The following is a 25910-nucleotide window of genomic DNA, read 5'->3' as shown; positions in this document are numbered from 1 at the left end:
GTGATCATTATGAATCACAGGTGAGTATTTGATAAAGCTCTTCGTCGCTTTGCGCGGTACGGAGCTGTTTGCAGATGTGTTTGTCGTTGAGTTTTTCAGCCATGCTGGCGAGTGTTTTTAGGTGTTCCTGACATTGGGTTTCAGGTACCAGCAGTGCGAAGAGCAGATCGACCGGTTGGTTGTCGATGGCATCGAACTGGATGGGATCCTGACACTGGATCAGAACCGCAATGGCTTCATCGCTGTTGTTGATCCTGCCATGGGGAATCGCAATGCCGTGGCCAATGCCGGTACTGCCCATCTTTTCTCGATTGAGCATACATTCGAATAATGGCTGGGGGTTTTGGTCCAGATGCTGGGCCGCGATTTCGCTGATGATCTCGAGAGCGCGCTTCTTGCTGGTGCAAGGGACTGCACTCTTGGTGCAGTCCAGGCTCAATACGTTACTCAGTTGCATGATTAATGACTATTGAGTTTATCTTTGTGTTTGTTTAGTTGACGTACCAGTTTATCAGTTAAAGCATCAATCGCGGCATACATATTTTCAGAATCCGCCTTGGCGTGGATTTCCCCAGCGTTGATATGGAGGGTGGCTTCGGCGACCTGCTGGAGCTTCTCCACGTTCAAGATGACATGGACATTGTTAATCTTATCGAAAAAACGTTCGAGTTTGTCGAACTTGGTTTCCACATATTCACGCATGGATGGGGTGATTTCAATATGGTGCCCAGTAAGATTAATTTGCATAGACATCTTCCTTCTTGTTCGCCTTAGAGTAGGCGTTTTCGCTGATTAGACGGCGGGATCCCGAGGGATTCTCGGTATTTGGCGATGGTACGTCGTGCCACCATAATCCCTTGTTCCGCCAATAATGTCGCTATTTTGCTGTCACTCAGTGGCTTGGCCTGGTTCTCGGCCGCGACCAGCTTTTTCACCAGAGCCCGGATAGCGGTCGATGAGCATTCACCGCCGTTATCGGTACTGACGTGACTGGAGAAGAAGTATTTAAGTTCGAAGATACCGCGTGGGGTATGCATGTATTTTTGGGTCGTGACCCGTGAAATGGTGGACTCGTGCATGTCGACAGCCAGCGCGATGTCATTGAGCACCATCGGCTTCATGGCTTCCTCGCCATATTCGAAAAAGTCCTGTTGATGTTCGACAATACAGCGGGCGACCTTGAGCAGGGTTTCGTTGCGGCTTTCCAAGCTCTTTATCAGCCATTTGGCGTCTTGCAGGTGGGTGCGGATGAACTGGCTGTCGGCCGTGTTGCGGGTGCTCTTGCTCAGCGCCGCGTACTGTTCGTTGACCCGGATCCGCGGTACGCTGTCTGGATTGATGGTGACGACCCACTGTCCGTGATCCTTGAATACCGATACATCGGGCACGACGTATTCCGTTTCGCTATTTACCACCCGGTTACCCGGGCGCGGGTCAAGTCCGTGGATCAGCTGCATGACCTGTTTCAGCTCAGCTTCCTTGAGCCGGGTATCGCGCATCAGCTGGCGGAAGTCTCGGTTGGCCAACAGGTCAATGTAGTCGGTCAGCAGCATTTTTGCTTCTGCCAGCCATGGTGTCTCGGGTTTGAAGGTGGCCAATTGCAGCAACAGGCATTCTTGCAGGTTGCGGGCCGCTACGCCGAGAGGGTCGAACTGCTGGACGCGTTTGAGAACCGCCTCGACCTCGTCAAGCTCGACTTCGTCATCGCCGAGGCTCTCCAGAATGTCGTCTGTCGAGCAAGACAGGTAGCCTTTCTCGTCAATGGCATCAATGATGGCGGTGGCAATGGTGCGGTCAGTCTCGCTAAACGGCGTCAGTTCTAGCTGCCAAGTGAGGTAATCTTGCAGGCTTTCGGTGGTTTCGCCTTGATAGACGGGCATGTCGTCGTCGAGAGCAATGCCGGTACTGCCTGTGCCTGCACTGTAGACGTCGTCCCAGGTGGTGTCGACGGGCAGATCTTCGGGCATTTCACGCTTCTCGATGGCTTCGGAGGTATCGAAGCTCTCGGCATCGCTGTCTGAATAGTCGGCCTCGCTGCTATCGCGACTGTCGTCGTTGTCGCGATCTTTGTGCTCTTCGCCGGTGAGGGTTTCATGGGCACTCTCTTCAAGCTCAAGCAGGGGGTTGGCATCAAGAGCCTCTTGGATTTCCTGTTGGAGATCCAGAGTCGATAGCTGCAAGAGACGGATCGCCTGCTGAAGCTGGGGCGTCATTGCCAACTGTTGACCAAGTTTGAGCTGAAGCGAGGTTTTCATCGTTATTTATGTACCTTAATTGTTATCTTTGCTATTGGCAGTACACCCAGCAACACTGTTGGTCCGTGCCTGCAGGGTGTCCGCTTCGGTACGTCCTTACTACTAACTATAGACGGAACTGGTCGCCCAGATAGACTCGTTTCACGTGCTCGTCGTTGAGTACTTCAGACGGTGTGCCGTGGGCGATAAGGTGCCCTTGGCTGACGATGTACGCTTGTTCACAGACATCCAGAGTTTCTCGAACATTATGGTCGGTGATCAGTACGCCTAGCCCACGATCGCGTAAATGCTCGATGATTTTCTTGATATCGATCACAGAGATAGGATCGACACCGGCAAAAGGTTCATCGAGTAGGATGAACTTAGGGTTGGCGGCCAGGGCGCGGGCAATTTCTACCCGGCGTCTTTCACCACCAGAGAGCGCCATCCCCAAGCTATTGCGGATGTGCTGGATATTGAACTCGTCGAGCAGTTCTTCCAGCTTGTCCTGCCGCTCGGCTTTGCTGAGCTCCTTACGCGTCTGCAATACTGCCATCAGGTTGTCGTGGACTGACAGCTTGCGGAAGATTGAGGCCTCCTGGGGCAGATAGCCAATGCCCATCCGTGAACGGTTGTGCATGGGTTGCAGGCTGATATCGACGTCATCGATAGTGATCGAGCCGGCATCGCGGGCGACTAGGCCCACGATCATGTAGAAGGAGGTTGTTTTGCCGGCACCGTTGGGGCCTAGCAGGCCGACAATCTTGCCGGATTGAACCTCAAGGCTGACATCGGAAACAACTTTGCGCCCGCTGTAACTTTTGGCCAGGTTTTGTGCTTTCAATACTGCCATGTCGAGCTTACTTCTTATTTTGGTTTAGCTGGTTAGGCTGCAAGATAGTGGTAACGCGTTTTTTCTTTCCGCTTTCGGCGACCAGTTTTTGCTCGTCGATCTTGTAGCTAATCACCTTGCCTTGAATTTCGCTGCCTTCTTGGATCAGGATGGCATCATCGGTCATCTTGAGGAATTCCGTTGATGTCTCGTAGCGCATTTTCTTTGCCGCGCCGTCGATTGGCTTGCCGTTGTCCATCAACTGGTGGAACGTCGCAGGGGCACCGTAGGCATCAATGGTCTCTTTGCCCTCTTGACCGCTAGGCCGGGTCACGACGACTTTGTCGGCGCGGATGTCAATGCTGCCCTGACGCAAGATTACATTGCCAGTAAAGGTGACGATATTGTTCTGGATATCAAGTTCCTGATTGTCGGAGTTGATATAGATAGGCTGCTCGGTATCGTTGCTCAATGCCCATGTAGGGCTAGAGAGCAGCAGGCAGAGCAGGGTAGTAAGTTTAAAGTGCTTCATATCTACCTTTTACATTATTCAACAGGGTAGCGATGCTACGATCCATATTCCCTTTCAGGCCGATGCCTTCGTTTTCGAAGTGTTCACCGGTAATCTTGACCGGATCCGGGGTGTCGAAATCCTTACTGATCAAATCGAGGCGCAGGTTGTCGGTTTGGATGACCTTGAGTGCAGATTGTGGCAGCAGGTTGAATACCCTAACGTGGCCGGTCATCTGCAGTACGTGATCCTTGTCAAGGCGGGCCTTGTCGGCACTGATCCGCCATTCGGTTTCATCTCCGTCTCGGTAGACCCACAGGACGGGGTCGACAAAGTCGGTATTGCCACTCTGGTTGAAGTGCTCTAGGTAGCTGGCATCTATCTGATAGCTGCGCAGGCCCGCTTCGTTATACGAGGTATTGGTTACCGTATTACCGGTAAACAGAGGCTTCTCGGCATCAGGAGCAACCTGCACGTCTTCTTCCCAGTGTTTGTCCAGCAGGTAGTAGCCGGTCCATGCACAAACTACCAGTAGCAAGGCAGAGAGTAGCCTTTGTAAGGTCATATGCTTAAACCTTTATGTTTATCTAATTTGCCGTTGGCTTCAAGGAGCAGGTTGTACACAGTCTCATACTTATAAGAAAAGGCCGCACCTACATCACAAATCAGCAGCCGGGTCTCTAATGTTTCATTATACAGTGTATGGCATACAGGGCAGCCAAGCGCTCCAATTTGCATTACATCACTCCGGCTTTCAAGAGGTCATGCATATTAAGCGCCCCAACCAGTTTGCCGTTATCGGTGACCAGCAGGCCATTGATTTTTTTGTCTTCCATCAGCTTCAGTCCCTCAGCGGCCAAGACGTCACACGTGATGGTCGCTGGGCTGCGGGTCATTACCTCACCGATTTCCGTATTGTGGATATCGACATGGTTGTCCAGCAGGCGGCGCAGATCGCCATCGGTGAAGATCCCGAGCAGGGTCTGATCCTGATCTATGATAGCTGTCATTCCCAAGCCTTTGCGAGAGACTTCGAGCAACGCATCTTTGATGGTCGCATTTTCCTGTACCACAGGCAGGGCCTCGCCGCAGTGCATTACGTCGCTGATCCGCATCAGCAGTTTGCGGCCTAGTGCTCCACCCGGGTGGGACAGGGCGAAATCATCGGCGGTGAAGCCGCGGGCTTCCATTAGGGCAATGGCGATTGCATCTCCCATCGCCAGCGTTGCGGTGGTGCTGGAGGTGGGAGCCAGCCCAAGCGGGCAGGCTTCTTTGTCGACGGTGATCTGCAGGTGGATCTGCGACAACTTGGCCATGCTTGAGGCGGGCTTGCCAGTCATGCTGATTAGCGGGATGCCCAAGCGCTTGATTACCGGAAGCAGGGTCAGGATCTCTGATGCTTCGCCGGAGTTGGAAATGGCCAATAACACATCCCCTTTGGCAACCATGCCCAGATCACCGTGGCTGGCTTCGCCCGGATGAACAAAGAATGCCGGTGTGCCGGTGCTGGCAAGGGTCGCGGCAATTTTGTTGCCGATATGCCCGGATTTGCCCATTCCCATCACGATGACTTTGCCGCTGGCATTGGCAATGAGTTCGCAGGCAGCAGTAAAGCTACCATTGATGTATTGGGTTAGCCGCTGCAGGGATTGGGCCTCGATATCGATCACTCGACGGCCAATTTCACAATAATCAAACGTTTCTGACATAGCTTAGATCTCCGTTAGGCCGCCAGATTATAAAGGAGATAACCTTGATAGGCGACAAAGGTAGCCAGGAGAATTGCACCTTCAACGCGGTTAATGCGGCGGCGTTTGCCCAGCGCCATCAAAACAAGCAGTACCGATACGCCGAGCATAACCAAATAGTCGCGATCCATCGCTAGCGGGCTGAGCTCTGAAGGGTTGAGCAATCCCGGAAGCCCCATGACAGCGAGGATGTTGAAGACATTGGAGCCGATAATGTTGCCGACAGCCATGTCGTCCTCGCCCTTGAAGATACTGGCAACCGATGCCGCCAGCTCCGGCAGGCTGGTACCGACAGCAATGATGGTCAAGCCGATCACCAGATCGCTCATGCCAAAATGCTTGGCGATAGTTACAGAAGAGTCAACCAGCATACTGGCGGCATACGGCAGCAGTACCAGGCCGATCACTGTCCAGATGGTGGCTGCGGTGTTGCTGACGCCTTCCGGGATCTCCGACTCTTGCTCATCAACGAGAGGATCTCCGCTGCTCTTGGCATTGCGGCTGATTTTCAGCATGGCTAGCAAGAAAATCACAAACAGGATGACCAGCAATACACCTTCGTAGAAGCCGAGGTGGTTGTCCCAGAGTAGGCCGCCGGCAATCAGGGTGACGACCATCATCAGCGGTAATTCACGGCGGATGATCTCGGAGCTGATCGAAAGAGGCTTGATCAGTGCGGTGATGCCGAGGATCAGGGCGATATTGGCGATATTGGAGCCAAGTACGTTACCAACGGCGGTATCGGTTTTGCCATCAAGGGCAGCGGTGGCCGAAACCATCATCTCCGGCGCGGAAGAGCCCATCGCAAGAATAGTCATACCGATGACCAATGGAGTTACGCCGAGGTTTTTCGCAAGTGCGGCCGCACCAAAAACAAGTCGATCAGCACTCCATACCAGTAACGTCAGACCGATACAAAGCAACACGATGGCTTCGAGCATGGTTATCCCTTTTGTTGTATTTAAATAGACAGATCTTGTGGCGGTGTTCTTAGCCCGTTGGGTTGAACGCCGTCACCAAAGATATAGGTGGTTAATTTTGACGGTTCAGCCTGTAAAAAGAAAGCGTAAGCAGAGAGAAATTAACCGCCTTGTCAGATGTGTTGTAGGTTGCTCACAGAGAGCGCTGTTTGATGTCATTGGTGACTCAAAATGCTAGCTATAGGTCGCAATTGGCGCATAAATACGCGGTTTGGCGAGCGAGGTGGGCGGGATAAATAACAGAGTTCTTACAGTTATAGCCTTGAGTTGGCATCATAATGTACCTATCATCAAGGCGTAAAATTTAAATATCTAATTCTATTCATATATTACTGTTAGTTGTGGCACCGAGGGTGACCCAGAACGGCAGGGGAGCCTTGTTGATAGCGTGATGGAGCAGAGCCAACCGCTGGTGTCGATCCGCCAGATGACGTTCTCTCGAGGAGAACGTAAAATTTTCGATGATGTATCCCTAGACGTCCCAAAAGGCAAGATCACGGCCATTATGGGCCCGTCAGGGATCGGCAAAACGACCTTGCTGCGCTTGATTGGCGGCCAGTTGCTGCCTGATTGCGGCGAGGTCTGGTTCGAAGGGGAAAATATACCGGCTCTAAAGCGGCAGGCGCTGTATCAGGCCCGTAAGAAGATGAGCATGCTGTTCCAGTCAGGGGCGCTGTTTACCGATATGACGGTGTATGACAATGTCGCCTTCCCGCTGCGCGAGCACACCCAGTTACCCGCCGATTTGCTGCATACTCTGGTATTGCTCAAATTGGAAGCCGTCGGCCTGCGTGGCGCGGCCCAGCTGATGCCTAACCAGCTATCCGGCGGTATGGCCCGCCGAGCGGCTCTGGCGCGCGCTATTGCGTTGGATCCTGAGTTGATTATGTATGACGAGCCATTCGTTGGCCAAGACCCCATTACCATGGGGGTACTGGTGAAGCTGATCCGCGATTTGAACAAGGCCTTGGGGATCACATCGATCATTGTGTCGCATGATGTGCCCGAGGTGATGAGCATTGCCGATCATGTCTATTTACTTTCCGGTGGTAAGGTTATCGGTCAGGGAAGCCCACAGGCGCTGTCCGCCGATCCGGATCCGCGGATCCGCCAGTTCCTCGACGGTGATGCTGACGGCCCCGTGCCTTTTACGTACCCAGCCAAGCCGATGGCTGATGAGTTGTTTTTGTCCTCTTTGGGAGATCGATAGGCATGGTGTTGGATTTAGTGGCCCGCCAAGGCCAACGGGCCTTGGCCTTGTGTAGCTCGATTGGCCGAGCGACCCTGATGCTTTACGGCGCGGTGGTCAGCAAGCCCCAGCCCCGCAAAATGTTCCCGCTGCTGGTTCGCCAGCTGTATTCGGTGGGGGTGATGTCGGCGGCTATTATCCTGGTGTCGGGGTTGTTTATCGGGATGGTGCTCAGCCTGCAGGGCTATATCGTGCTGGTGGACTTTGGTGCCGAAACCAGCCTTGGCCAGATGGTTGCTCTGTCGTTGCTCCGTGAACTCGGCCCCGTCGTGACGGCCTTGCTGTTTGCTGGCCGGGCAGGCTCGGCGCTGACGGCAGAGATTGGCCTGATGAAGGCAACCGAACAGCTGTCCGGCATGGAAATGATGGCGGTGGATCCGCTACGGCGGGTGATTGCCCCGCGTTTCTGGGCTGGGGTTATTTCGATGCCGCTGCTGGCGATGCTGTTTATCGCTGCGGCCATTTGGGGCGGCGAGCTGGTCGGTGTTGACTGGAAAGGTATCGACCACGGCAGTTTCTGGTCGGTGATGCAGTCCTCTGTCGAGCTGGGCTATGACATTGGCAACAGTGTGCTCAAGTCGGTGGTTTTTGCCGTGACGGTGACCTGGATTGCGGTCTTCAATGGTTACGATGCGGTACCGACTTCCGAAGGGATCAGCCGGGCAACGACCCAGACAGTGGTTCATTCATCATTGGCAGTATTGGGCTTGGACTTTGTTCTTACCGCCCTGATGTTCAGCTAAAAACAAATATGACGTATTGGTCCCCGCAGAAAGGGTTTAGGGGCCAGTAAGTGCCAGCAGGGACGACAACAGGAATTTTCTGATGCAACAAACAAGAAAACTAGAATTATGGGTAGGCAGCTTTGTCTTGGCTGGAATTGCAGCATTGTTGGTGCTGATCTTCAAAGTCGCCGACGTACAGAGCATCGGTGGTACAGAAACCTACACCCTAAAAGCACATTTTGACAATATCGGCGGGCTCAAGGTGCGTTCACCGATCAAGGTCGGTGGTGTAACCGTCGGTACGGTTGCTAACATCACGCTAGATACCGAGACGTATGTCCCGGTCGTAACATTGTCGATTGATAAGAAATATGGCTATTTCCCAGAAACCAGTTCAGCAGCTATTCTGACATCAGGCCTGCTGGGCGAGCAGTTCCTGGGGATTAAGCCGGGTTTTGTCGATGAGGATATCGAGATGTTGCATGATGGCGACCTGATTGAAGATACAAAATCAGCGTTGGTACTGGAAGATATGATTGGCCAAGTGCTCTACAGCATTGGCGGTGACAAATAAGTAAGGGAGAAAACAATGAAGTGGTTGAGACATGCTTTGTGGCTAATCGTGATGATTCCGGGCATCACTCTGGCGGCGGTTGATCAGAGCAACCCTTATCGCCTGATTGATCAAGTCGCAAAGCAGACGTTTTCGCGCCTTAAGGCAGAACAAGTACAGATCCAGCGTAATCCTGAGCAGCTGCGTACGGTTGTTCGCCAGGAGTTGCTACCTTACGTCAATGCGCGCTATGCGGCCTTCAAGGTGCTTGGGCCCAATTTGAAAAAGACGACGGCGCAGCAGCGTAACGCCTTTGTTGCGGCATTTACCGAGTATTTGGTGGCCTCTTATGCCCAGGTGCTGACTCAGTATACGGATCAGGATATTAAGATTGAATCGGCCAAAGCGGTACCGGCAGATCGCAAAGTCGTTTCTGTCCGAGTGGATATTCTAGATAACCAGCGTCCGCCAATCCGGTTGGATTTTAAATTGCGCAAGAACAGCAAGACGTCACAGTGGCAGGCTTTTGATATGGTCGCCGAGGGCGTCAGTATGATTTCGACCAAGCAGAGTGAGTGGAGCGGCAAGCTTCGCAGCCAAGGTGTTGATGCAGTAACTCAGGATCTCAAGGCACTGGCAGCCAAGCCAATTCGCCGCGAGGCCCAAAATCAATGAGTAAGCGAAAGATTGAGTGGCGAGTTCAGGAAAATGGCCATTACTGCTTGTCAGGGGCATTGGAACGTGACACAGTTCCAGCTTTTTGGCAGCAGCGACAGCAATGGATGCCCGCAGACTCTGCGGTGACGCTGGATTTGGCCGCTGTTACCCGGGTGGATTCTGCCGGTATGGTGATGTTGCTTCACCTTTGCCAGCAACTCCGGCAACAAGGGGCTGAGCTTCACTTGTTGAATGTGCCGGAACAGCTTAATACGCTGCTTCGCCTGAGCCATGTAGAATCAATGTTCTCTGCTTGCAAAACGTAAGCAGTCAAGAGGAATGCTTGTGGAAGTTTCTGAAATTAAACAAATTCTGGAAAGTGCCCTTGAGCTTGACGAAGTGATTGTCAAGGGTGATGGCAGCCATTACGAAGTGATCGCTGTTGGTGCCATGTTCGAGGGAATGAACCGCGTGAAAAAACAGCAGGCCATTTACAGCCCGCTGATGGGGCACATTGCGACCAATGCAATCCATGCATTGAGTATTAAGACGTACACTCCTGAGGAGTGGGCACGTGACAAAAAGCTAATGTCGCTGTCCTAAGAGGTTATGATGCAAAAGTTTCGAATCCAGGGCGGTGGCCCGCTGTGTGGTGAAGTGTCCATTTCGGGTGCAAAAAATGCCGCTCTGCCAATCTTGTTTGCCGCGTTGTTGGCAGAAGAGCCGGTAGAGGTCGCTAACGTACCTAAGCTACGTGATATAGATACGACCATGGAGCTGTTGAGCCGTCTAGGTGCCAAGGTGTCACGCAATGGTTCAGTCCATGTCGATGCTGGTAGCGTGAACGAGTACTGTGCGCCGTACGATTTGGTGAAGACCATGCGTGCGTCTATCTGGGCGCTCGGCCCATTGGTTGCTCGTTTCGGGCAAGGTCAGGTTTCCCTGCCTGGCGGTTGTGCGATTGGCGCCCGTCCTGTTGATTTGCATATCCACGGCCTGGAGCAGTTGGGTGCCGAAATTACCTTGGATGAAGGCTATGTGAAAGCCACCGTTGATGGTCGCCTGAAAGGTGCCCATATCGTGATGGACAAGGTTAGTGTCGGTGCGACAGTGACCATTATGTCTGCGGCGACTTTGGCCGAAGGTACGACCGTGATCGAAAATGCCGCGCGTGAGCCTGAAATTGTCGATACGGCAGATTTCCTCAATACGCTGGGGGCGAAGATCAGCGGCGCAGGCAGCGATACCATTACTATTGAAGGTGTTGAGCGTCTAGGTGGCGGTTACCACGAAGTGCTGCCAGATCGTATCGAAACTGGCACCTTCTTGGTTGCCGCTGCGGTATCTGGCGGCAAGATTGTGTGTCGCAATACGCGTCCGTCATTGATGGAAGCGGCGTTGGCTAAGCTTGAAGAAGCGGGTGCCAAGGTTGAAACCGGCGACGATTGGATCAGTCTGGACATGACGGATCGCGAGCTGACCGCTGTAAATATCCGTACCGCCCCGCATCCGGGGTTCCCAACCGATATGCAGGCGCAGTTCTCGTTGTTGAACCTGATTGCGAAGGGGACGGGGATTATTACCGAGACGATTTTCGAAAACCGTTTCATGCATATTCCTGAGCTTATCCGGATGGGTGCGCGTGCCGAGATTGAAGGCAACACGGTTATCTGTGGTGATACCGACGGCCTGAGCGGCGCTCAGGTAATGGCTACAGACCTGCGTGCATCGGCTAGCTTGGTGATTGCAGGCAGTATTGCCAAGGGTGAGACGATCGTCGATCGTATCTACCATATTGATCGCGGCTACGAACATATCGAAGACAAGTTCCGTGCGCTGGGTATGAACATCGAGCGCTTTAGCGACTAAATTGCTGACGATAGATGAAAAAAAGCGAGGATGATTCCTCGCTTTTTTTATGCCTGCTATTTGGTTAATGCATTACTGTTGGTCAATGCATTACTGGATGCCGCTCAGACTTCAGGCTCGTCGCCAATCAGGACGCTGAGGGTCTTGGGTTGGCCGTTGCGCAGGACTTTCATGGCAACCTGCGTACCCGGACGAAGGTCGGTTACGATATCGAGCACATTGCGTCGGTCGGTGACACGCTTGCCGTCGATTTCGACCAGGATATCCTGGACTTTGAATCCGGCCTTGGCTGCGGGGCCGTTGGGATCCATACCCATCACGATGATCCCGCTGACTTGGTCGGCATCATAGAGGCGGGCCATGACCGGGTTGATATCCCGCGCTTCGAGGCCGATATAGCCACGGATCACCCGGCCGTCAGCAATGAGCTTGTTCATGATGGTTTGGGTGAGCTCATAAGGGATCGCAAAAGAGATCCCGTAGGTCTCGATATCGGTCGCCTGCTGGAATGAGGCGGTGTTAATGCCTACTAACTCGCCGCGGGTGTTGACCAGCGCCCCGCCGGAGTTGCCGTCGTTGATCGCGGCATCAGTTTGAAGGAAATCCTGACGGCCGTAGAAGCTCATTCCTGCTCGCCCCGTTGCCGAGATGATTCCGTAGGTGGTGGTTTGGCCTAGGTTGTACGGGTTGCCTATAGCCAAAACCACATCGCCTACAGCGGGTTTGTAACGGGCATTGAGTGGGATCACCGGCAGGTTGTCTGCGGGGATTTTGAGTACCGCGAGATCGGTGCGGCGGTCTTTGCCGATTAACTGGGCGGTTAGGATCCTACCATCCTGCAGAGCGACAATGACCTGATCGGCCTCGGCAACCACATGGTAATTGGTAACAATGTAGCCTTTGTCGCTCATGATCACGCCGGAGCCTAGCCCTTGGGTGCTGAGCTGGAGGCGGTCGTTGGCGTTGTAGCGACGATTATAGATGTTGACGACGGCAGGCGATGCTCGGCGTACCGCATAGTTGAATGAGAGTTGGGTCTGGTCTGGCTGGGCCGGCAGGACGGTGGTTGGCGCCAGCATTTGAGTGCGCAGATCAGGGAATGCGAGCAATAGGGCAATGGCCGTGACGACACCCAGCAATATGGATCGACCTAAGAACGCCAGCATGTATGCTCCCTTGAAAACGAATACCGCTAAATATAGCCGACGAGATTACCATTACCGTAGCAAGATACCAAATTTCAGCGTTATTTTGAGAATGGCGTAGCATATTAACGGCGTGAAGAAACAGGCAGCCCAAGGGCTGCCTGTCTTGATGGTGAGGGTTAGCGGATGATGAGGTAGAGGACCGCGTCGCCGCGCTTGATTTCCAGTGCCAACACGCCGCTGTGGCTTTCCAGTGCCTTGCGCAGCTCGCCGAGGTTGCGGACCGGCTGGCGGTTGACGCCCAGAATAATGTCATCCTGCTGCAGGCCGTAGCGAGCCGCCATGGATTTCTCTTGCAGATTGGTGACCTTGACGCCCTTGATACCGTCGCTGGCGGTGGTGTTGGCAAATTCCGCGCCGCTCAGTCCCGGGTGGAGGTTATCGGCTTTGACCTTGTTTTGGCTTGCGCCTTGTAGGGTCACTTTGACGGTCTTTTCCTTGCCGTCGCGGACAATGCCCAGTTTGACCGTCTTGCCGGCGCCGATAGTGGCTATCTTGGCCCGCAGTTCGCCGAAGGTCTGGATTTCCTTGCCGTTGACCGAGGTGATGATATCGCCGGCTTTTAGCCCGGCTTTGGCTGCGGCAGAATCCGGCATAACTTGGTTGATAAATGCCCCGTGGTTGGTTTCGTAGCCGAATGCCTCAGCCAGCTCCGAGGTTAGCTCCCCACCTTGTACGCCCAGTACGCCGCGTTTGACTTCGCCGTATTCAATAATCTGCTCGGTTAGGTTTTTCACCATGTTGACCGGGATGGCAAAGCCGATACCGACGTTGCCGCCGTTCGGGCCGAGGATTGCCGTATTGATCCCGACCAGTTCACCATTGAGGTTGACCAGTGCACCGCCGGAGTTACCGCTGTTGATAGCAGCATCGGTCTGGATGAAGTTTTCGAAGTTCTCGATGTTCAGGCCGCTGCGTCCCAGCGCAGAGATAATGCCGGAGGTAACCGTCTGGCCAAGGCCGAACGGGTTGCCGATGGCAACCGCAAAGTCACCGACTTTGATCTGGTCTGAATCGGCCAGCTTGATTTCGGTGAGATCTTTGGTGTTGCTCAGCTTGAGCAGGGCGATGTCGGACATCTCATCGCTGCCAATTAGCTCGGCGCTGACTTCGCGGCCGTCATGGAGCTGGACAAGGATCTTGTCGGCGCCCCCGATAACATGGTGGTTGGTGACGATATAGCCCTTGTCGGCATCGACGATAACCCCTGAGCCAAGGCCGCGGAACGGACGCTCGCGGATCTGCTCTTCGGGGAACTCTGGGCCAAAGAAGAAACGGAATGTTTCAGGCAGGCGCTGCTTTGATACTTGCGTGCCTTCGACTGAAATACTGACAACGGCCGGGGTGACCTGCTCCAGCATCGGGGCAAGGCTTGGAACTTGCTGGCCGTTGACGGAATGGGGCAGTGCGGCCGTTGCAGTGATTGGGGTAATAACAGAACTGATGCCGAGTGCAAGGGCACTTAATACAAGCAAAGGTTTTTTCATTATTACTATAACTCCGAGATTCAAGTCTAAGCAGGTGTCTAATTAATGGGATAATCCTGCCAACCCTAAGACTCGATAACTGCGGGTTAGTTCCAAAATTTGTACAATAAAAAAACAGCATGCCCCAGAGGGAGCATGCTGTTTTGTGGATAATTGCAGGGTTTAGCTGGCTTTAGGGGTCTCGCTCACCTGCTCCCGTTCACCTTTTAGGAGGCCGGTTGCGCCATTGGCATAGTCACGAGGTTGGCCTTGAGCTTCGTCAGTTTTTTTCACTGACTCTAGCGTGCTGATGCGACGGGAAAACGGATTGTCCTGCTCTGGCAGGTTTGGCATCAACTCGGTTGAGGTTTTTGCCATGTGCTCATAGAGCTTGCTGTAGTCTTTGGCAATATTGTCTAGTAGTTCCGAGCTTTGGGCAAAATGGTCAACCAACTCCTGGCGGAACTGTTCCAGTTCGTATTTTGATTTGTCGAGCTCTTTCTTGAGCTCTTTTTGTTGTTTGAGGCCTTTGTTTCCCAGACGGGCAGCGAAGGCCCCGACAATCGCCCCGGCAATAAAGATAAGAAGCGCATAAATCCAAGCCATGAAATACTCCTTTTGACTTCAGGTAAAGGGACTGCGACAGGCTACCTCCCGAATCTTGGGGATGGTGCCCGGCGGATGGCAGTAGCAGGACTGCCATGTTCATCTGTTCTAGAGTAATAAGATGAATTGCCGCTGAATCATTTGCATGATTTAAGGTAAGCACCCGTCGGCTTTTACAAACTGCAAGGCCGAGCTTCAGTATAGCCACGATTGGCGTTCTGTACATGCTCACTGGTGGTCATGTTACTATCTTGGGCATGGAAGGAAAACGATTAAGTACAAGGAAAGGATGACACCACAGCAGAAATACAGACAGGATCTCACCCGAGAGGGGTTCATTGCAGATCCGGCGCAGGCGGAGGCGGTACGTCACCTTGATGAGCTCTACCATCGCCTCATGGCCCCAAGAGCAACCCCATCCCCGTCACTATGGCAGCGCGTACTCCGCCAGGCCCCTCCGTCGCCTCCGCCTGTCCGGGGGCTTTATTTCTGGGGCGGTGTCGGCCGAGGCAAGACCTATCTGGTTGATACCTTTTTTGAGTGCCTGCCGCTAAAACGCAAGATGCGGGTGCACTTTCATCGATTTATGCAGCGGGTCCACGATGAGCTTCGCTTGCTTGGCGCCCAGTCCGATCCCCTCGAGATGGTGGCCGACCGTTTTTGCGAAGAAGCAGACCTGATCTGCTTTGATGAGTTCTTTGTGTCTGATATTACGGATGCGATGCTGCTGGGTACCTTGTTCGAGGCGCTGTTCAGGCGAGGGATCACCTTGGTTGCCACGTCCAACATTCCGCCTGATGAACTGTATCGAAACGGCTTGCAACGTTCGCGCTTCTTGCCTGCCATCGCCCTTATTAAGGCGCATTGCGAGGTGGTGAATCTTGATGGCGGCGTTGATTATCGGCTCCGGACACTCGAGTTGGCTGAAATTTACCATTACCCGCTAGACGGTGCCGCTAAGGACAATATGACCCGGTATTTTAATCAATTAGCCGGTACGGTAGGGGCGTCGGCTAAATCCCTCGTTATAAATCAGCGGCCGCTGGTGGCCAGCCAGGAGCATGACGGGGTGGTGCATTTTGACTTTTCGACCTTGTGCCTAGGGCCAAGAAGCCAGAGCGACTATATGGAGATAGCCCGGCTTTACCATACTGTCTTGCTCTCAGGGGTCACGGTTATGGGGGAGGAGCACAATGATGCGGCACGGCGCTTTATTGCGTTGGTTGATGAATTTTATGAGCGCAATGTGACTTTGATTATTTCCGCGGAGGTGGCGTGGAATGATCTTTATCAGGGTTATAAGCTGGCCTTTGAATTTCAACGCTGCTGTTCGCGCTTGAGTGAAATGCAGAGCCATGAATATCTGGCACGCGCCCATCTGGTTTAAACCAAGAAAAGATGGGAGAATCTACGGATAGGCGAGGGAAAACTGCTAATTATAGGGCGAAAACTGAGGTTCAGAAAAAATCGCAATTTTTTTTCAAAAAAAGGTGATTTTTTCTCCACCCTTCCCTATAATCTTGCGACCCACCGTACCTGTAACGGCAAAAGCCGGGAGTGCCAACCACTCGAAGGGGTGATGACTGGGCTCTGTACAGAGGGGAGCATTGGCTCCCGTAAAGTGAAACTATTTAATTTTGGGTAATAATTAGCATGAAAACTTTCGTTGCTAAACCAGAAACTGTAAAACGTGACTGGTATGTTGTTGACGCTGAAGGCAAAACTCTTGGTCGTCTAGCAACTGAAATCGCATCTCGTCTACGTGGTAAGCACAAGCCGGAGTACACTCCACACGTTGACACTGGTGACTACATCGTAGTTATCAATGCTGAGAAAGTAGCAGTAACTGGTGCTAAGCGTACAGATAAAATGTACCACCACCACACTGGCTTCATCGGCGGCCTTAAGTCAATCAGCTTCGACAAGCTGATCGCTAAGAAACCAGAAATGGTTATTGAAACTGCTGTTAAAGGCATGCTTCCTAAAGGTCCTCTAGGCCGTGCAATGTACCGTAAGCTGAAAGTTTACGCAGGTACTGAGCACAACCACGCTGCACAGCAGCCTAAAGTACTAGACATCTAATTGGGGATTATGACAATGGCAGAGAATCAATACTACGGCACTGGTCGTCGCAAGAGCTCAGCTGCTCGTGTTTTCATTAAACCGGGTACTGGCAACATCGTAATCAACAAGCGCAGCATCGAAGAGTACTTCGGTCGCGAAACAGCTCGCATGGTTGTTCGTCAGCCTCTTGAGCTAGTTGAAATGACTGAGAAACTAGACCTATACATCACTGTTAAAGGTGGTGGTATCACTGGTCAGTCAGGCGCAATCCGTCACGGTATCACTCGTGCTCTTATGGAGTTCGATGAGACTCTACGTCCAGCACTACGCGCTGCGGGTTACGTTACTCGTGATGCACGTAAAGTTGAACGTAAGAAAGTGGGTCTACGTAAAGCACGTCGTCGTCCACAGTTCTCTAAGCGTTAATTTTACGCACCAGATTTATCTGGTTACTGTGCACAAAAAGCTCAACCTACGGGTTGGGCTTTTTTTATATCTATTGATTTTCTTGTCACATATAAGCAACAACCTATCCATTGATGTGCTATCGTCACCGCAGTTTGTAGCCCGTTATACCCTTCTAAATCCTTAATATCACAGCATTCTGTATCATCTCAGAAAACAAAAAGAACATACCTCTCACATTTGTTGCGAAAAAGTAGCTTTATCTTGTCACAAAGTGTCATTTTATTTATCATTTGGTGTGATAAGCCAGTGCTTTTTAAGCAGGCTTGCTCCACCAGGGTCGGTGGAGGTCTACTGTTTTCTATCCGTAGAAAGTTAGCCGCAAGCTCCAAGGACGCATAAGGAAATAATAATAATCCAGCGCGGGAGCACATGGGAGAATGTTGGATGAGCAATGCGCCAGTAAGTAACGGCCGACGCCGCTTCCTGACCGCGACGACTTCGGTTGTTGGGGGCTTAGGTGCCGCCGCTGTAGCCGTACCTTTTATCAAATCGTGGAATCCGAGCGCCAAAGCCAAAGCAGCCGGGGCGCCGGTTGAGGTTGATATCAGTAAGTTGGAAGATGGCCAGATGGTTCGCGTCGAATGGCGCGGCAAGCCGGTCTGGGTTGTCCGCCGTAGCGATGCGGTTTTGAGTGAATTGGGTAGCCATGACGGCCAACTGCGGGATCCGCAGTCCGCGGAGCCGCAGCAGCCAGGCTACGCCCAGAATGAATATCGTTCTGTTAAACCGGAAATCTTTTTGGCCGTAGGGATCTGCACCCACCTCGGCTGTTCCCCTACCTACCTGCCCAATACCTTCAGTGAGCAGGTCAGCGGTATCTCCGCGGGCTTTTTCTGCCCGTGTCACGGTTCCAAGTTCGATATGGCCGGCCGGGTCTTTTCTGGCGTACCGGCCCCGCTGAATCTGGTGGTTCCGCCACATACGTTTTTGGATGACGGGACCATTCTGATCGGTGTTGATGAGGAGGCTGTCTGATGCAAGGGATAGTAGATTGGTTTGAAAAACGCCTGCCGGTGATGAATGCCTACCGCAAGCATTTATCTGAATACCCGATGCCGAAAAATTTTAACTTCTGGTATCTATTCGGCTCGCTGGCGATGCTGGTCCTGGTGAACCAGATCCTGACGGGGATTTGGCTGACGATGAACTATGTGCCGTCAGGCGACGGGGCCTTTGCTTCTATCGAGTACATCATGCGTGATGTCGAATATGGCTGGTTGTTGCGTTATATGCACTCCACGGGTGCTTCGGCCTTTTTCGTGGTTATTTACCTTCATATGTACCGCGGGTTGATTTATGGCTCCTACCAGAAACCGCGTGAATTGCTGTGGCTGTTCGGGATGCTGATCTTCCTGGTATTGATGGCCGAAGCCTTCATGGGCTATTTGTTGCCTTGGGGCCAGATGTCCTATTGGGGCGCGCAGGTGATTATTTCGCTGTTCGGTGCGCTTCCGGTGATCGGTGATGATCTGACATTGTGGATCCGCGGGGACTACGTGATTTCCGGTGCCACGCTTAACCGCTTTTTCGCCCTGCATGTGATAGCTCTCCCGATTGTCCTGCTGCTGCTGGTCGTGCTTCATGTACTGGCTCTGCATGAGGTAGGCTCGAATAACCCGGATGGTATCGAGACGAAGCTGCCCAAAGGCAGCAAGGGTGAGGGGTATAAGACCCAGTTCCCATTCCACAGCTATTACAGCAAGAAGTACGATATCATCGACTCGATCCCGTTCCACCCATACGGCACGGTGAAAGATCTGGTCGGGGTGGCCGTGTTTGCCTTCCTGTTTAGCTATGTAATTTTCTTCAACCCAGAGATGGGCGGTTACTTCCTTGAGCCGCCTAACTTCGAGGCGGCCAACCCGCTCAAGACACCTGAGCATATCGCCCCGGTCTGGTACTTCACCCCGTTCTACGCGATTTTGCGGGCGGTGCCTGACAAGCTACTTGGGGTTATTGCGATGGGGGCATCGATTGTGGCGTTGTTCTTGTTGCCGTGGCTGGATCGCTGCAAGGTGCGCTCTTACCGTTATCGCAGTAAGTTGCACCTGTTCAATATCGCCCAGTTCACCGTGAGCTTTGTGGCTCTGGGGATCCTCGGCGCATTGCCAGCGACACCGACCTATACCATCTTGGCGCAGATCTTCAGCTTTGCGTATTTCATGTTCTTTGTCCTGCTGTTTTTCTACAGCAAGAACGAAGCGACCAAACCGCTACCAGAGAGGGTGACATTCAAATGAAAAAGTTGATAGTGATACTTTTTTCCCTGTTGCCTGCTCTGGCTATGGCGGCGGGTCCATCTGTCCCGCTCGACGCGGCGAACAATGACTTGTCAGACAAGGCATCGCTCCAGCGAGGCGCCCAGATCTTCATGAACTACTGCTTTGCCTGTCATGCGACACAGTACCAGCGCTACGGACGGGTGGCGGAGGATCTCGGGATCCCCGATGATCTGATGAAGGAGCACCTGATTTTCGATCCCAATGCCAAAATTGGCGATTTGATGGTCAATGCGATACCGGCCGATTACGCCGCAGCCTCGTTTGGCGCGCCTGCTCCTGATTTGACGATGGTTGCCCGGGTGCGCGGCAGTGACTGGCTCTATACCTACCTGCGTTCGTTCTATGCCGATCCCACCCGCCCGTTTGGGGTTAACAATATCGTCTTCCCGAGTGTGGGGATGCCCCATGTCCTCGAAGAGCTGCAGGGGGTTCCGAGCAAGGTGTACGAAACACGGCTGGTGGACGGGGTGGAGATCGAGGAGTATGTCGGGATCCGCTCGGATGGCACCGGGGAGTTGAACGACGAGGAGTACGACGAGGCCGTACGTGACTTGGTCAATTTCCTTGAATATTCTGCCGAGCCGATGAAGCTGGAACGCCAGCGTTTGGGCTACTGGGTGATGGGCTTTATCGTGGTATTCTTTGTACTAACATTATTGTTGAAGAAAGAGTATTGGCGTGATGTCCACTGATCAGGTAATCTAGTGGGTTAGAATCTCGCAATGGGGGCTAGGGCCTCCGTTGCTTTTTGTGTATTGCTATATACTGGAGGGGTTGATGGCTGTTGCTGCCAATAAACGCTCTGTGATGACTCTGTATTCTGATGCCTCTGACATCTACAGCCATCAGGTGCGTATCGTACTAGCAGAAAAAGGTGTAAGTGTTGAGATTGAACTGGTTGACCCAAACAATCTGCCAGAAGATCTACTTGAACTCAACCCGTACAATTCTGTGCCTACTCTGGTTGACCGTGAGTTGGCGCTTTATCAGGCTAATATCATCATGGAATACTTGGATGAGCGTTTCCCTCATCCGCCGCTGATGCCTGTTTACCCGGTTGCCCGTGGTAACAGCCGTCTGATGATGTACCGTATCGAGCGTAACTGGTACACATTGGCCGAGAAAGTACAGAAAGGCACTGCAGACGACGCAGACAAAGCGCGTAAGCAGCTGCGTGAAGAGCTGTTGGCTCTGGCCCCTGTGTTTGCAGAGTTCCCATACTTCATGAGCGAAGAGTTCAGCCTTGTTGATTGCTACCTGGCACCGCTGCTATGGCGTTTGCCTTCAATGGGTATTGATTTGACTGGCCCTGGCGCGAAGGAAGTGAAGGCTTACATGACTCGTGTATTCGAGCGTGATTCGTTCCTTGCATCACTGACTGAAGCAGAGCGCGAAATGCGCCTGGCAGGTAAGTAATGGATATGGATCGCATGACACCGCGTCGACCATATTTGCTTCGTGCATATTATGATTGGTTGGTGGATAACGATCTGACGCCACATTTGGTTGTAGATGCAACTCTGCCAGGGGTTAAAGTCCCGATGGAGTTCGTCAGTGACGGCCAGATTGTGCTTAATATTGCGCCGCGTGCGGTTGGCAATCTAGAACTGGGCAACGAAGCAATTAGTTTCAGTGCCCGCTTCAGCGGCCGCCCGCATTCTGTGATCGTACCGCTGTATGCGGCGATGGCGGTTTATGCCCGCGAAAATGGTGCTGGCACGATGTTCGAGCCTGAGCCTGCCTATATGTCGGAGATGATTGTCGAAGAAGAACTCGATGATGATATGCCGGCCGATATGCTAAGCGCAGTAAGCGATGATGACGAGACGGTGACTGATATCGAACCTGATGATGAGCCGCCACGTCCTCGTGGTCGCCCAAGTCTCCGGGTCGTCAAATAATAAAAAACGCAGCCAAGGCTGCGTTTTTTTATGCGTGTTGATTACGCTTGGCTATGGGTATTCAAAGGCCTTTATCACTTGCTTGACCCCTGCCACATTGCGGGCAATATCGGCGGCAATGTTCGCCTGCGCCGGCGTAACGAAGCCGAGCAGGTAAACGTGCTGCCCTTCCGTGGCGACAATGATACTGACATCGCGCAGTTGCTTGCTGGCGACCAGCTGGGCTTTGACTTTGGTTGTCAGCCAGCTGTCTTGGCTCACTTCTCCCAGCTCCGGCAGCGGGCGGATTTGCAGTTGGTTATAAACCTGCGTGACATGGGCGAGATCGCGGACCTGCCGCTCGAGCTGGCGGCTGGTCTGGGCGTCGACGGCCTGGCCGATCAGCAGGACCCTCCCCGAGATAGAGATGGCATTAACCCGGGCTTGGTGCCTGAATGGCGGCTTGGTGATAAGTCCTGCTATTTCCATCTCGATGTTCTGATCCTGCCACTGCTGTCCGGCAGTGCGGGGATCATCGGGATTGAGCATGGAGCAGCCGCTGAGGATCGATACCGCTAGCAGTAGGGGAAGAAACAATTTACGCATATCCCGTATCCTTGCTTTGCGTTATACGTCGTGGTGCGGGAACAGCACCTTGTCAATCAGGTCACACAGGCAGTGTACGGTCAGCAGGTGGCCTTCCTGGATACGGGCGGTACGCTGAGACGGGATCCTGATCTCGACGTCCTGAGTGCCCAGTAGACCCGCCATTTCACCACCGTCCATACCGGTCAGGGCGATAATGGTCATGTCGCGGGTCAGTGCCGCTTCCATTGCTTTGATGATGTTCTTGCTGTTTCCGCTGGTTGAGATCACCAATAAGATATCCCCACCTTGGCCCAGCGCCCTGATTTGCTTTGAAAATACTTCATCGAGACTGTAGTCGTTGGCGACCGCTGTCAGGGTCGTGGTGTCTGCGGTCAGTGCCAGCGCAGGTAGGCTTGGGCGCTCTGTCTCGAAGCGGTTGATCAGGCAGGAGGCAAAATGCTGGGCATTGGCTGCCGAGCCCCCGTTGCCGCAGCATAGGATCTTGTTGCCATTTAGCAGGCTCTGCACCATGACTTGGGCGGCTTGGGAAATAGCATCAGGCAGGGCTTCGGCTGCTGCAATCTGGGTTTGGATGCTTTCGGTAAAACTTTCTTTGATGCTCTCTAGCATGGATCAACCTTCAACTAGGATATTGGTAAGCCATTCGATTTTGGGTGGTGTGCCTTCAAGGCTGACGACATCAAATCGAAACTCTGTATGCTCAATAGGATAGCCGTTCTTGTGCAGCCAAAAAAGCGCAGCTCGCTTGAGTCGCTGTAGCTTGCGCCAGTTTACCGCTTCTGCGGCTGAACCGTAATGGGTTCGCTGACGGAATTTGACCTCGACGAAGACCAGACAATGCTGCTGCTTCATGATTAGGTCGATTTCGCCGCTACGGCACTGGAAGTTACGCTGGATGGGGGAAAGGCCATGGCGGCGCAGAAATTGCTCCGCCATGGTTTCATAGGCTTGGCCTTGTTGCCGCTTATTGAACGGGTTCAATGCCATTGCCGGAGAAGATCGCCCAGCTTAGCTGGCGCTGGACGACACATTGGTCATCGAGGCTTAGCTGGCCGGTGGTCCCCTGGGTGGTGTAGTTGTCGACGACTTGCATCTGCGGCAGCTCGTGGATCATTTTGTAGGCATCCATACCGAAGGCATGCAGGCGTAGGTTGGTATTGGAGCTGTTGGGCCACAGCTCGTCAAACTTAGCCATGAAGCCGGCATTGGCGTCGACCAGCAGCGGGATATCGCTGAACTCGATCCCGCGCAGTTCGTTGGTATTGCCGGTGCGGGTCGGGTAGCTGCGTGAGCTGGCATATAGCTTAGGCGGCGTGATCCCCGGGTTGACGGCCACTTCGATGAATGGCTTTAGCAAGGTCAGCTCATTTTTGTTGGCGATCAGGTAGACAGCATCGGTATCACGGCGGCTGCGAGGTTGTGCCTCGAGATCCATCCGGAGTACCTGCTTCATCTGATCGATCCGGGCTTGGCTGTCGGTCAGGCCGAAGACGGCTGCGATCTCCTGCTGGATCTGCTTACGCGAGCTGAACTGGCGCGTTGTCGGTGTTTTACCGGTCAGTTGCTGCCATTGTTCGATAAACGCGTTGCTGACGCGCTGGCCATAGCTGTTCGCGGGGGCCAGAACCATAGGGAACTGGTGCCCCTTGGCAAACAGGTGACGAGCAGCCTGCTCGGCTTCTTGTTCCGGAGACAATGCATAATAGCAGGCGTTGCTTTGGATCATGTTCGTTTCATCTGGCTCGTTAAGGGCCAGTTGAGTAATTTTGCTGCTGTTAGCGCGTTGGAACTCGGTGATTTTTTCCTTGCGTAGTGGGCCAATCACCAGCTCGACACCGTCTCGTTCCATTTTGGCCAGAATACTGGCCATCGGCTCAGCTTCGGTATCGTAAACGGTCAGTTCGGTATTGGCGTCACGACTGCTATCATCGAGCATGGCATTGATGAAGCCGTCACGCACTGCTTTGCCCGATGACTCGAAGCGTCCTGTCAGCGGTAGCAGCAGAGCGACATTGTTGAGCTCGGCAATTTCCAGCGACATGATCGCATCGAGGTCGGCAGGCAGGTATTGGTTGGCCGGGTGGTAAGGGTTCTGTGCCAGCCAGTCCTCAACCATGCTTTTTAGCTTGCCGGGATTCTGGGAGTAGGTGTTTTTCAGCACTGTCAGTTGTACCCAGCCGCGCAGTACCGTTTCGTCGCTACCGATGGCGGCGCGCTGGAGCTGGTTGTTGCTGAGGTTGGACAGGTCGTTCCACAGGCTTTGCCAGTTGGCTGCTTTTTTGTCGCCGGTAAGGAAGCGATCGAGCTGGGTGCGCTCGCGTGCGGCGTCCAGATACTGGTTATTCTGGCGCAGCAGTTCGGCGCGCAGCATGTGGTAGCGACGGTACTGGCTGTCGGCCAGCGTCCACCATGGCTGGAAATTCAATGAATCGAGAGCGGCCTTGGGCTGCCCTTGCTGGTAGCGCAATGTTGCACGGGCTAGTTGCCATTCTGCCATTTGCAGCGGGTCAAGGTTCATGCGGCTAAGGCGCTCGGACTGCTTTTCTGCCTGGCTCCATTGGCCGTCTTTGATGAAGGCTTTGAGGGCAAGAATGTGCCAATTAATGCTCTCAACACCTTCTGCAGACTCGGCTCTGATCAGGTAATTGGCAGCGGTGTCCGTTGCTGTTGCTGTGATATCGGTGGCCACGACGTGTTGCTGGTTAGGGGTACTACAGCCAGCCAAGAGCACGGCAAGGGCTACAGGGGCTAACAGTCGTGATACACTTTTACGCTTGTGGGTAAAATTGATCATTGAATTCATTCAACTGTGACAAATTACTCTCTATATTAATTGCAGATGAGATCTTAGACAAATGAGTGATACGAATTCATGCACGGTAGATGTCGCAACTTTGTACATCGTCCCAACTCCGATCGGTAACTTGGCAGATATCACACAGCGTGCGCTGGATGTCCTGACGAATGTCGATCTGATTGCGGCAGAAGATACCCGCCACACATCCCGCTTGCTGACTCACTTCTCGATCTCGACCCGCACCTTTGCGCTTCACGATCACAACGAGCAGCAAAAAGCCGACTACTTGATCGAGAAGCTTCAGGCCGGTACCAGTATTGCTTTGGTGTCAGATGCCGGTACGCCGCTGATCAGCGATCCAGGATACCATCTCGTGAATCGTTGTCGTCAGGCCGGTGTTAAAGTTGTCCCATTGCCGGGCCCATGTGCGGTAATTACGGCGTTGAGTGCCTCTGGCCTGCCGTCGGACCGTTTCAGCTTCGAGGGCTTCCTGCCACCGAAGAGCAAAGGCCGACGCGATACCTTCCAAGCGCTTGCGGATGACGAGCGCACCCTGATTTTCTACGAATCACCGCACCGGATCATGGATTCGCTGGCGGATATGCTTGCGGTACTCGGCCCTGATCGTCAGGTGGTACTGGCTCGCGAGCTGACCAAGACCTACGAGACGTTCCACGGTGCACCTCTGGGGGAGTTGATCGATTGGCTTAACGGGGATAGCAACCGGATCCGTGGCGAGATGGTGGTGTTGGTGGCCGGTCATCGTGCCGAGAAGAACGATCTGCCGGCAGATGCCCTGCGGACGCTGGCCCTGTTGGTGGCAGAGCTGCCGCTGAAGAAGGCGGCGGCGCTGGCGGCGGAGATCCACGGCGTGAAGAAAAACGCGCTTTATAAGTGGGGTTTGGAGAACTTGGATTAATTTTCCACCATCTTGACAGGTTGTAAGAATTTTCACTGGTAACTGTGAAGTAAGTTCTATACAATCTGCCGCCTGAGTTGGCCAGGTAACCGCTGCTTCGTTGATGTCCCTTGGGAGACTGGCGAAGGGGAGGAAAGTCCGGGCTCCATAGGGCAGGGTGCCAGATAACGTCTGGGGGGCGCGAGCCTACGACCAGTGCAGCAGAGAGCAAACCGCCGATGGCCCGTTTTTCGGAACGGTGCACAGGTAAGGGTGA

At 53.3% G+C, this 25910-nt stretch carries 32 protein-coding genes and 1 other RNA gene; 17 read left to right on the top strand and 16 right to left on the bottom strand.

From position 1 onward, the window contains the following. Positions 1 to 7 precede the first annotated feature (7 nt). The 9 genes from ptsN to ACSF8X_RS00125 form a co-directional block, all read right to left on the bottom strand. Positions 8 to 457: a PTS IIA-like nitrogen regulatory protein PtsN gene (gene ptsN, locus ACSF8X_RS00165; RefSeq protein WP_047878556.1), complete on the bottom strand. Its 450-nt coding sequence runs from the start codon at positions 455 to 457 to the stop codon at positions 8 to 10. A gap of 2 nt (positions 458 to 459) precedes the next feature. Beyond that, positions 460 to 747, bottom strand: a complete 288-nt coding sequence (gene hpf, locus ACSF8X_RS00160; RefSeq protein WP_047878557.1) for a ribosome hibernation promoting factor — start codon at positions 745 to 747, stop codon at positions 460 to 462. Between the two features lie 23 nt (positions 748 to 770). Beyond that, positions 771 to 2255 (bottom strand): RNA polymerase factor sigma-54, encoded by a 1485-nt coding sequence (locus tag ACSF8X_RS00155; protein ID WP_047878558.1) that lies wholly within the window; start codon positions 2253 to 2255, stop codon positions 771 to 773. A 106-nt stretch (positions 2256 to 2361) separates the two neighbouring features. After that, positions 2362 to 3087, bottom strand: a complete 726-nt coding sequence (lptB, locus tag ACSF8X_RS00150; RefSeq protein ID WP_047878559.1) for an LPS export ABC transporter ATP-binding protein — start codon at positions 3085 to 3087, stop codon at positions 2362 to 2364. 7 nt (positions 3088 to 3094) lie between these two features. After that, positions 3095 to 3598 carry a lipopolysaccharide transport periplasmic protein LptA gene (gene lptA / locus ACSF8X_RS00145; protein ID WP_047878560.1) on the bottom strand — a complete coding sequence of 168 codons (504 nt, stop codon included), beginning with the start codon at positions 3596 to 3598 and terminating at the stop codon, positions 3095 to 3097. Continuing rightward, entirely contained in the window at positions 3585 to 4142 is a 558-nt protein-coding gene (lptC, locus tag ACSF8X_RS00140) for an LPS export ABC transporter periplasmic protein LptC (protein WP_047878561.1), read from the bottom strand. Before lptC ends, lptA begins: the two co-directional genes overlap by 14 nt. Further along, entirely contained in the window at positions 4139 to 4315 is a 177-nt protein-coding gene (locus ACSF8X_RS00135) for a hypothetical protein (protein ID WP_157037807.1), read from the bottom strand. Before ACSF8X_RS00135 ends, lptC begins: the two co-directional genes overlap by 4 nt. Continuing rightward, positions 4315 to 5286, bottom strand: a complete 972-nt coding sequence (locus ACSF8X_RS00130; RefSeq protein WP_500850428.1) for a KpsF/GutQ family sugar-phosphate isomerase — start codon at positions 5284 to 5286, stop codon at positions 4315 to 4317. Before ACSF8X_RS00130 ends, ACSF8X_RS00135 begins: the two co-directional genes overlap by 1 nt. A 14-nt stretch (positions 5287 to 5300) precedes the next feature. Next, positions 5301 to 6266, bottom strand: a complete 966-nt coding sequence (locus ACSF8X_RS00125) for a calcium/sodium antiporter (RefSeq protein ID WP_047878563.1) — start codon at positions 6264 to 6266, stop codon at positions 5301 to 5303. Between the two features lie 430 nt (positions 6267 to 6696). Between ACSF8X_RS00125 and mlaF the strand changes: the two genes are divergently transcribed. The 7 genes from mlaF (at position 6697) to murA (ending at position 11358) form a co-directional block, all read left to right on the top strand. Next, positions 6697 to 7515, top strand: a complete 819-nt coding sequence (mlaF, locus tag ACSF8X_RS00120; RefSeq protein ID WP_500850427.1) for a phospholipid ABC transporter ATP-binding protein MlaF — start codon at positions 6697 to 6699, stop codon at positions 7513 to 7515. Between the two features lie 2 nt (positions 7516 to 7517). After that, complete coding sequence (gene mlaE, locus ACSF8X_RS00115; RefSeq protein ID WP_047878565.1) at positions 7518 to 8297, top strand: lipid asymmetry maintenance ABC transporter permease subunit MlaE; 780 nt, start codon at positions 7518 to 7520, stop codon at positions 8295 to 8297. A gap of 82 nt (positions 8298 to 8379) precedes the next feature. Continuing rightward, on the top strand, positions 8380 to 8853 hold the full coding sequence (gene mlaD / locus ACSF8X_RS00110; protein ID WP_047878566.1) for an outer membrane lipid asymmetry maintenance protein MlaD: 474 nt from the start codon (positions 8380 to 8382) through the stop codon (positions 8851 to 8853). Between the two features lie 15 nt (positions 8854 to 8868). Further along, complete coding sequence (mlaC, locus tag ACSF8X_RS00105) at positions 8869 to 9507, top strand: phospholipid-binding protein MlaC (RefSeq protein ID WP_047878567.1); 639 nt, start codon at positions 8869 to 8871, stop codon at positions 9505 to 9507. Beyond that, on the top strand, positions 9504 to 9815 hold the full coding sequence (locus ACSF8X_RS00100; protein ID WP_500850426.1) for an STAS domain-containing protein: 312 nt from the start codon (positions 9504 to 9506) through the stop codon (positions 9813 to 9815). Before mlaC ends, ACSF8X_RS00100 begins: the two co-directional genes overlap by 4 nt. Positions 9816 to 9828: 13 nt before the next feature. Next, positions 9829 to 10092, top strand: coding sequence for a BolA family iron metabolism protein IbaG (ibaG, locus tag ACSF8X_RS00095; RefSeq protein ID WP_420835123.1), 264 nt, complete (start codon positions 9829 to 9831; stop codon positions 10090 to 10092). Between the two features lie 9 nt (positions 10093 to 10101). Beyond that, complete coding sequence (gene murA, locus ACSF8X_RS00090; protein WP_047878569.1) at positions 10102 to 11358, top strand: UDP-N-acetylglucosamine 1-carboxyvinyltransferase; 1257 nt, start codon at positions 10102 to 10104, stop codon at positions 11356 to 11358. A 104-nt stretch (positions 11359 to 11462) separates the two neighbouring features. Here murA and degS read toward each other — a convergent pair whose 3' ends face one another. The 3 genes from degS to zapG all read right to left on the bottom strand — a co-directional run bounded on the left by degS (position 11463) and on the right by zapG (position 14635). Continuing rightward, positions 11463 to 12524, bottom strand: coding sequence for an outer membrane-stress sensor serine endopeptidase DegS (gene degS / locus ACSF8X_RS00085; protein WP_047878571.1), 1062 nt, complete (start codon positions 12522 to 12524; stop codon positions 11463 to 11465). A 158-nt stretch (positions 12525 to 12682) separates the two neighbouring features. After that, positions 12683 to 14050 (bottom strand): Do family serine endopeptidase, encoded by a 1368-nt coding sequence (locus ACSF8X_RS00080; protein ID WP_500850425.1) that lies wholly within the window; start codon positions 14048 to 14050, stop codon positions 12683 to 12685. A 162-nt stretch (positions 14051 to 14212) separates the two neighbouring features. After that, complete coding sequence (zapG, locus tag ACSF8X_RS00075) at positions 14213 to 14635, bottom strand: Z-ring associated protein ZapG (protein ID WP_047878573.1); 423 nt, start codon at positions 14633 to 14635, stop codon at positions 14213 to 14215. Between the two features lie 289 nt (positions 14636 to 14924). Between zapG and zapE the strand changes: the two genes are divergently transcribed. The 8 genes from zapE to sspB all read left to right on the top strand — a co-directional run bounded on the left by zapE (position 14925) and on the right by sspB (position 21350). Beyond that, the gene (zapE, locus tag ACSF8X_RS00070; RefSeq protein ID WP_500850424.1) at positions 14925 to 16022 is read left to right on the top strand and encodes a cell division protein ZapE; all 1098 of its coding nucleotides are present in this window, start codon (positions 14925 to 14927) and stop codon (positions 16020 to 16022) included. A 266-nt stretch (positions 16023 to 16288) separates the two neighbouring features. Beyond that, on the top strand, positions 16289 to 16717 hold the full coding sequence (rplM, locus tag ACSF8X_RS00065) for a 50S ribosomal protein L13 (RefSeq protein ID WP_047878575.1): 429 nt from the start codon (positions 16289 to 16291) through the stop codon (positions 16715 to 16717). A 15-nt stretch (positions 16718 to 16732) separates the two neighbouring features. Further along, on the top strand, positions 16733 to 17125 hold the full coding sequence (gene rpsI, locus ACSF8X_RS00060; protein WP_047872725.1) for a 30S ribosomal protein S9: 393 nt from the start codon (positions 16733 to 16735) through the stop codon (positions 17123 to 17125). Positions 17126 to 17551: 426 nt separating this feature from the next. After that, positions 17552 to 18142 (top strand): ubiquinol-cytochrome c reductase iron-sulfur subunit, encoded by a 591-nt coding sequence (gene petA / locus ACSF8X_RS00055; protein ID WP_047878670.1) that lies wholly within the window; start codon positions 17552 to 17554, stop codon positions 18140 to 18142. After that, positions 18142 to 19407 (top strand): cytochrome b, encoded by a 1266-nt coding sequence (locus tag ACSF8X_RS00050; protein WP_047878576.1) that lies wholly within the window; start codon positions 18142 to 18144, stop codon positions 19405 to 19407. The genes petA and ACSF8X_RS00050 overlap by 1 nt, the downstream gene beginning before the upstream one ends. Continuing rightward, entirely contained in the window at positions 19404 to 20141 is a 738-nt protein-coding gene (locus ACSF8X_RS00045) for a cytochrome c1 (RefSeq protein WP_500850423.1), read from the top strand. Before ACSF8X_RS00050 ends, ACSF8X_RS00045 begins: the two co-directional genes overlap by 4 nt. Before the next feature lie 85 nt (positions 20142 to 20226). After that, a complete protein-coding gene (gene sspA / locus ACSF8X_RS00040) occupies positions 20227 to 20865 on the top strand; it encodes a stringent starvation protein SspA (protein ID WP_047878578.1) in 639 nt (212 codons plus the stop codon). Then, the gene (sspB, locus tag ACSF8X_RS00035) at positions 20865 to 21350 is read left to right on the top strand and encodes a ClpXP protease specificity-enhancing factor (protein ID WP_047878579.1); all 486 of its coding nucleotides are present in this window, start codon (positions 20865 to 20867) and stop codon (positions 21348 to 21350) included. The genes sspA and sspB overlap by 1 nt, the downstream gene beginning before the upstream one ends. A gap of 51 nt (positions 21351 to 21401) precedes the next feature. Here sspB and ACSF8X_RS00030 read toward each other — a convergent pair whose 3' ends face one another. Genes ACSF8X_RS00030 through ACSF8X_RS00015 form a run of 4 tightly spaced genes read right to left on the bottom strand, consistent with a single transcriptional unit; the run spans position 21402 to position 24732 of the window. Next, positions 21402 to 21935 carry a BON domain-containing protein gene (locus ACSF8X_RS00030; protein WP_500850422.1) on the bottom strand — a complete coding sequence of 178 codons (534 nt, stop codon included), beginning with the start codon at positions 21933 to 21935 and terminating at the stop codon, positions 21402 to 21404. Positions 21936 to 21956: 21 nt separating this feature from the next. Further along, positions 21957 to 22547, bottom strand: coding sequence for a phosphoheptose isomerase (locus tag ACSF8X_RS00025; RefSeq protein WP_047878581.1), 591 nt, complete (start codon positions 22545 to 22547; stop codon positions 21957 to 21959). Positions 22548 to 22550: 3 nt separating this feature from the next. Then, on the bottom strand, positions 22551 to 22925 hold the full coding sequence (locus ACSF8X_RS00020; RefSeq protein ID WP_047878582.1) for a YraN family protein: 375 nt from the start codon (positions 22923 to 22925) through the stop codon (positions 22551 to 22553). Next, the gene (locus ACSF8X_RS00015) at positions 22903 to 24732 is read right to left on the bottom strand and encodes a penicillin-binding protein activator (protein WP_500850421.1); all 1830 of its coding nucleotides are present in this window, start codon (positions 24730 to 24732) and stop codon (positions 22903 to 22905) included. The genes ACSF8X_RS00020 and ACSF8X_RS00015 overlap by 23 nt, the downstream gene beginning before the upstream one ends. A 61-nt stretch (positions 24733 to 24793) precedes the next feature. Between ACSF8X_RS00015 and rsmI the strand changes: the two genes are divergently transcribed. Beyond that, positions 24794 to 25654: a 16S rRNA (cytidine(1402)-2'-O)-methyltransferase gene (gene rsmI / locus ACSF8X_RS00010; RefSeq protein ID WP_500850420.1), complete on the top strand. Its 861-nt coding sequence runs from the start codon at positions 24794 to 24796 to the stop codon at positions 25652 to 25654. Between the two features lie 73 nt (positions 25655 to 25727). Next, positions 25728 to 25910: RNase P RNA component class A (rnpB, locus tag ACSF8X_RS00005), an RNA gene on the top strand; the annotation flags it as partial.

This window comes from Photobacterium panuliri (genome assembly GCF_059920555.1).
Note: the sequence above shows the minus strand (reverse complement) of the source record. Positions and strands in the feature narration are given on the sequence as shown.

Coding starts and splice junctions, on each gene's coding strand:
- mlaF (WP_500850427.1), top strand. CDS start 6,697: ATGGAGCAGAGCCAACCGCTGGTGTCGATCCGCCAGATGACGTTCTCT.
- rplM (WP_047878575.1), top strand. CDS start 16,289: ATGAAAACTTTCGTTGCTAAACCAGAAACTGTAAAACGTGACTGGTAT.
- ACSF8X_RS00135 (WP_157037807.1), bottom strand. CDS start 4,315: ATGCAAATTGGAGCGCTTGGCTGCCCTGTATGCCATACACTGTATAAT.
- ACSF8X_RS00020 (WP_047878582.1), bottom strand. CDS start 22,925: ATGGCATTGAACCCGTTCAATAAGCGGCAACAAGGCCAAGCCTATGAA.
- mlaC (WP_047878567.1), top strand. CDS start 8,869: ATGAAGTGGTTGAGACATGCTTTGTGGCTAATCGTGATGATTCCGGGC.
- sspB (WP_047878579.1), top strand. CDS start 20,865: ATGGATATGGATCGCATGACACCGCGTCGACCATATTTGCTTCGTGCA.
- ACSF8X_RS00045 (WP_500850423.1), top strand. CDS start 19,404: ATGAAAAAGTTGATAGTGATACTTTTTTCCCTGTTGCCTGCTCTGGCT.
- ACSF8X_RS00025 (WP_047878581.1), bottom strand. CDS start 22,547: ATGCTAGAGAGCATCAAAGAAAGTTTTACCGAAAGCATCCAAACCCAG.
- hpf (WP_047878557.1), bottom strand. CDS start 747: ATGCAAATTAATCTTACTGGGCACCATATTGAAATCACCCCATCCATG.
- zapE (WP_500850424.1), top strand. CDS start 14,925: ATGACACCACAGCAGAAATACAGACAGGATCTCACCCGAGAGGGGTTC.
- lptC (WP_047878561.1), bottom strand. CDS start 4,142: ATGACCTTACAAAGGCTACTCTCTGCCTTGCTACTGGTAGTTTGTGCA.
- ACSF8X_RS00125 (WP_047878563.1), bottom strand. CDS start 6,266: ATGCTCGAAGCCATCGTGTTGCTTTGTATCGGTCTGACGTTACTGGTA.
- zapG (WP_047878573.1), bottom strand. CDS start 14,635: ATGGCTTGGATTTATGCGCTTCTTATCTTTATTGCCGGGGCGATTGTC.
- ACSF8X_RS00030 (WP_500850422.1), bottom strand. CDS start 21,935: ATGCGTAAATTGTTTCTTCCCCTACTGCTAGCGGTATCGATCCTCAGC.
- lptB (WP_047878559.1), bottom strand. CDS start 3,087: ATGGCAGTATTGAAAGCACAAAACCTGGCCAAAAGTTACAGCGGGCGC.
- degS (WP_047878571.1), bottom strand. CDS start 12,524: ATGCTGGCGTTCTTAGGTCGATCCATATTGCTGGGTGTCGTCACGGCC.
- petA (WP_047878670.1), top strand. CDS start 17,552: ATGAGCAATGCGCCAGTAAGTAACGGCCGACGCCGCTTCCTGACCGCG.
- ptsN (WP_047878556.1), bottom strand. CDS start 457: ATGCAACTGAGTAACGTATTGAGCCTGGACTGCACCAAGAGTGCAGTC.
- ACSF8X_RS00080 (WP_500850425.1), bottom strand. CDS start 14,050: ATGAAAAAACCTTTGCTTGTATTAAGTGCCCTTGCACTCGGCATCAGT.
- rpsI (WP_047872725.1), top strand. CDS start 16,733: ATGGCAGAGAATCAATACTACGGCACTGGTCGTCGCAAGAGCTCAGCT.
- lptA (WP_047878560.1), bottom strand. CDS start 3,598: ATGAAGCACTTTAAACTTACTACCCTGCTCTGCCTGCTGCTCTCTAGC.
- ACSF8X_RS00050 (WP_047878576.1), top strand. CDS start 18,142: ATGCAAGGGATAGTAGATTGGTTTGAAAAACGCCTGCCGGTGATGAAT.
- ACSF8X_RS00100 (WP_500850426.1), top strand. CDS start 9,504: ATGAGTAAGCGAAAGATTGAGTGGCGAGTTCAGGAAAATGGCCATTAC.
- ACSF8X_RS00155 (WP_047878558.1), bottom strand. CDS start 2,255: ATGAAAACCTCGCTTCAGCTCAAACTTGGTCAACAGTTGGCAATGACG.
- ACSF8X_RS00130 (WP_500850428.1), bottom strand. CDS start 5,286: ATGTCAGAAACGTTTGATTATTGTGAAATTGGCCGTCGAGTGATCGAT.
- ibaG (WP_420835123.1), top strand. CDS start 9,829: ATGCTTGTGGAAGTTTCTGAAATTAAACAAATTCTGGAAAGTGCCCTT.
- ACSF8X_RS00015 (WP_500850421.1), bottom strand. CDS start 24,732: ATGATCAATTTTACCCACAAGCGTAAAAGTGTATCACGACTGTTAGCC.
- murA (WP_047878569.1), top strand. CDS start 10,102: ATGCAAAAGTTTCGAATCCAGGGCGGTGGCCCGCTGTGTGGTGAAGTG.
- mlaE (WP_047878565.1), top strand. CDS start 7,518: ATGGTGTTGGATTTAGTGGCCCGCCAAGGCCAACGGGCCTTGGCCTTG.
- mlaD (WP_047878566.1), top strand. CDS start 8,380: ATGCAACAAACAAGAAAACTAGAATTATGGGTAGGCAGCTTTGTCTTG.
- sspA (WP_047878578.1), top strand. CDS start 20,227: ATGGCTGTTGCTGCCAATAAACGCTCTGTGATGACTCTGTATTCTGAT.
- rsmI (WP_500850420.1), top strand. CDS start 24,794: ATGAGTGATACGAATTCATGCACGGTAGATGTCGCAACTTTGTACATC.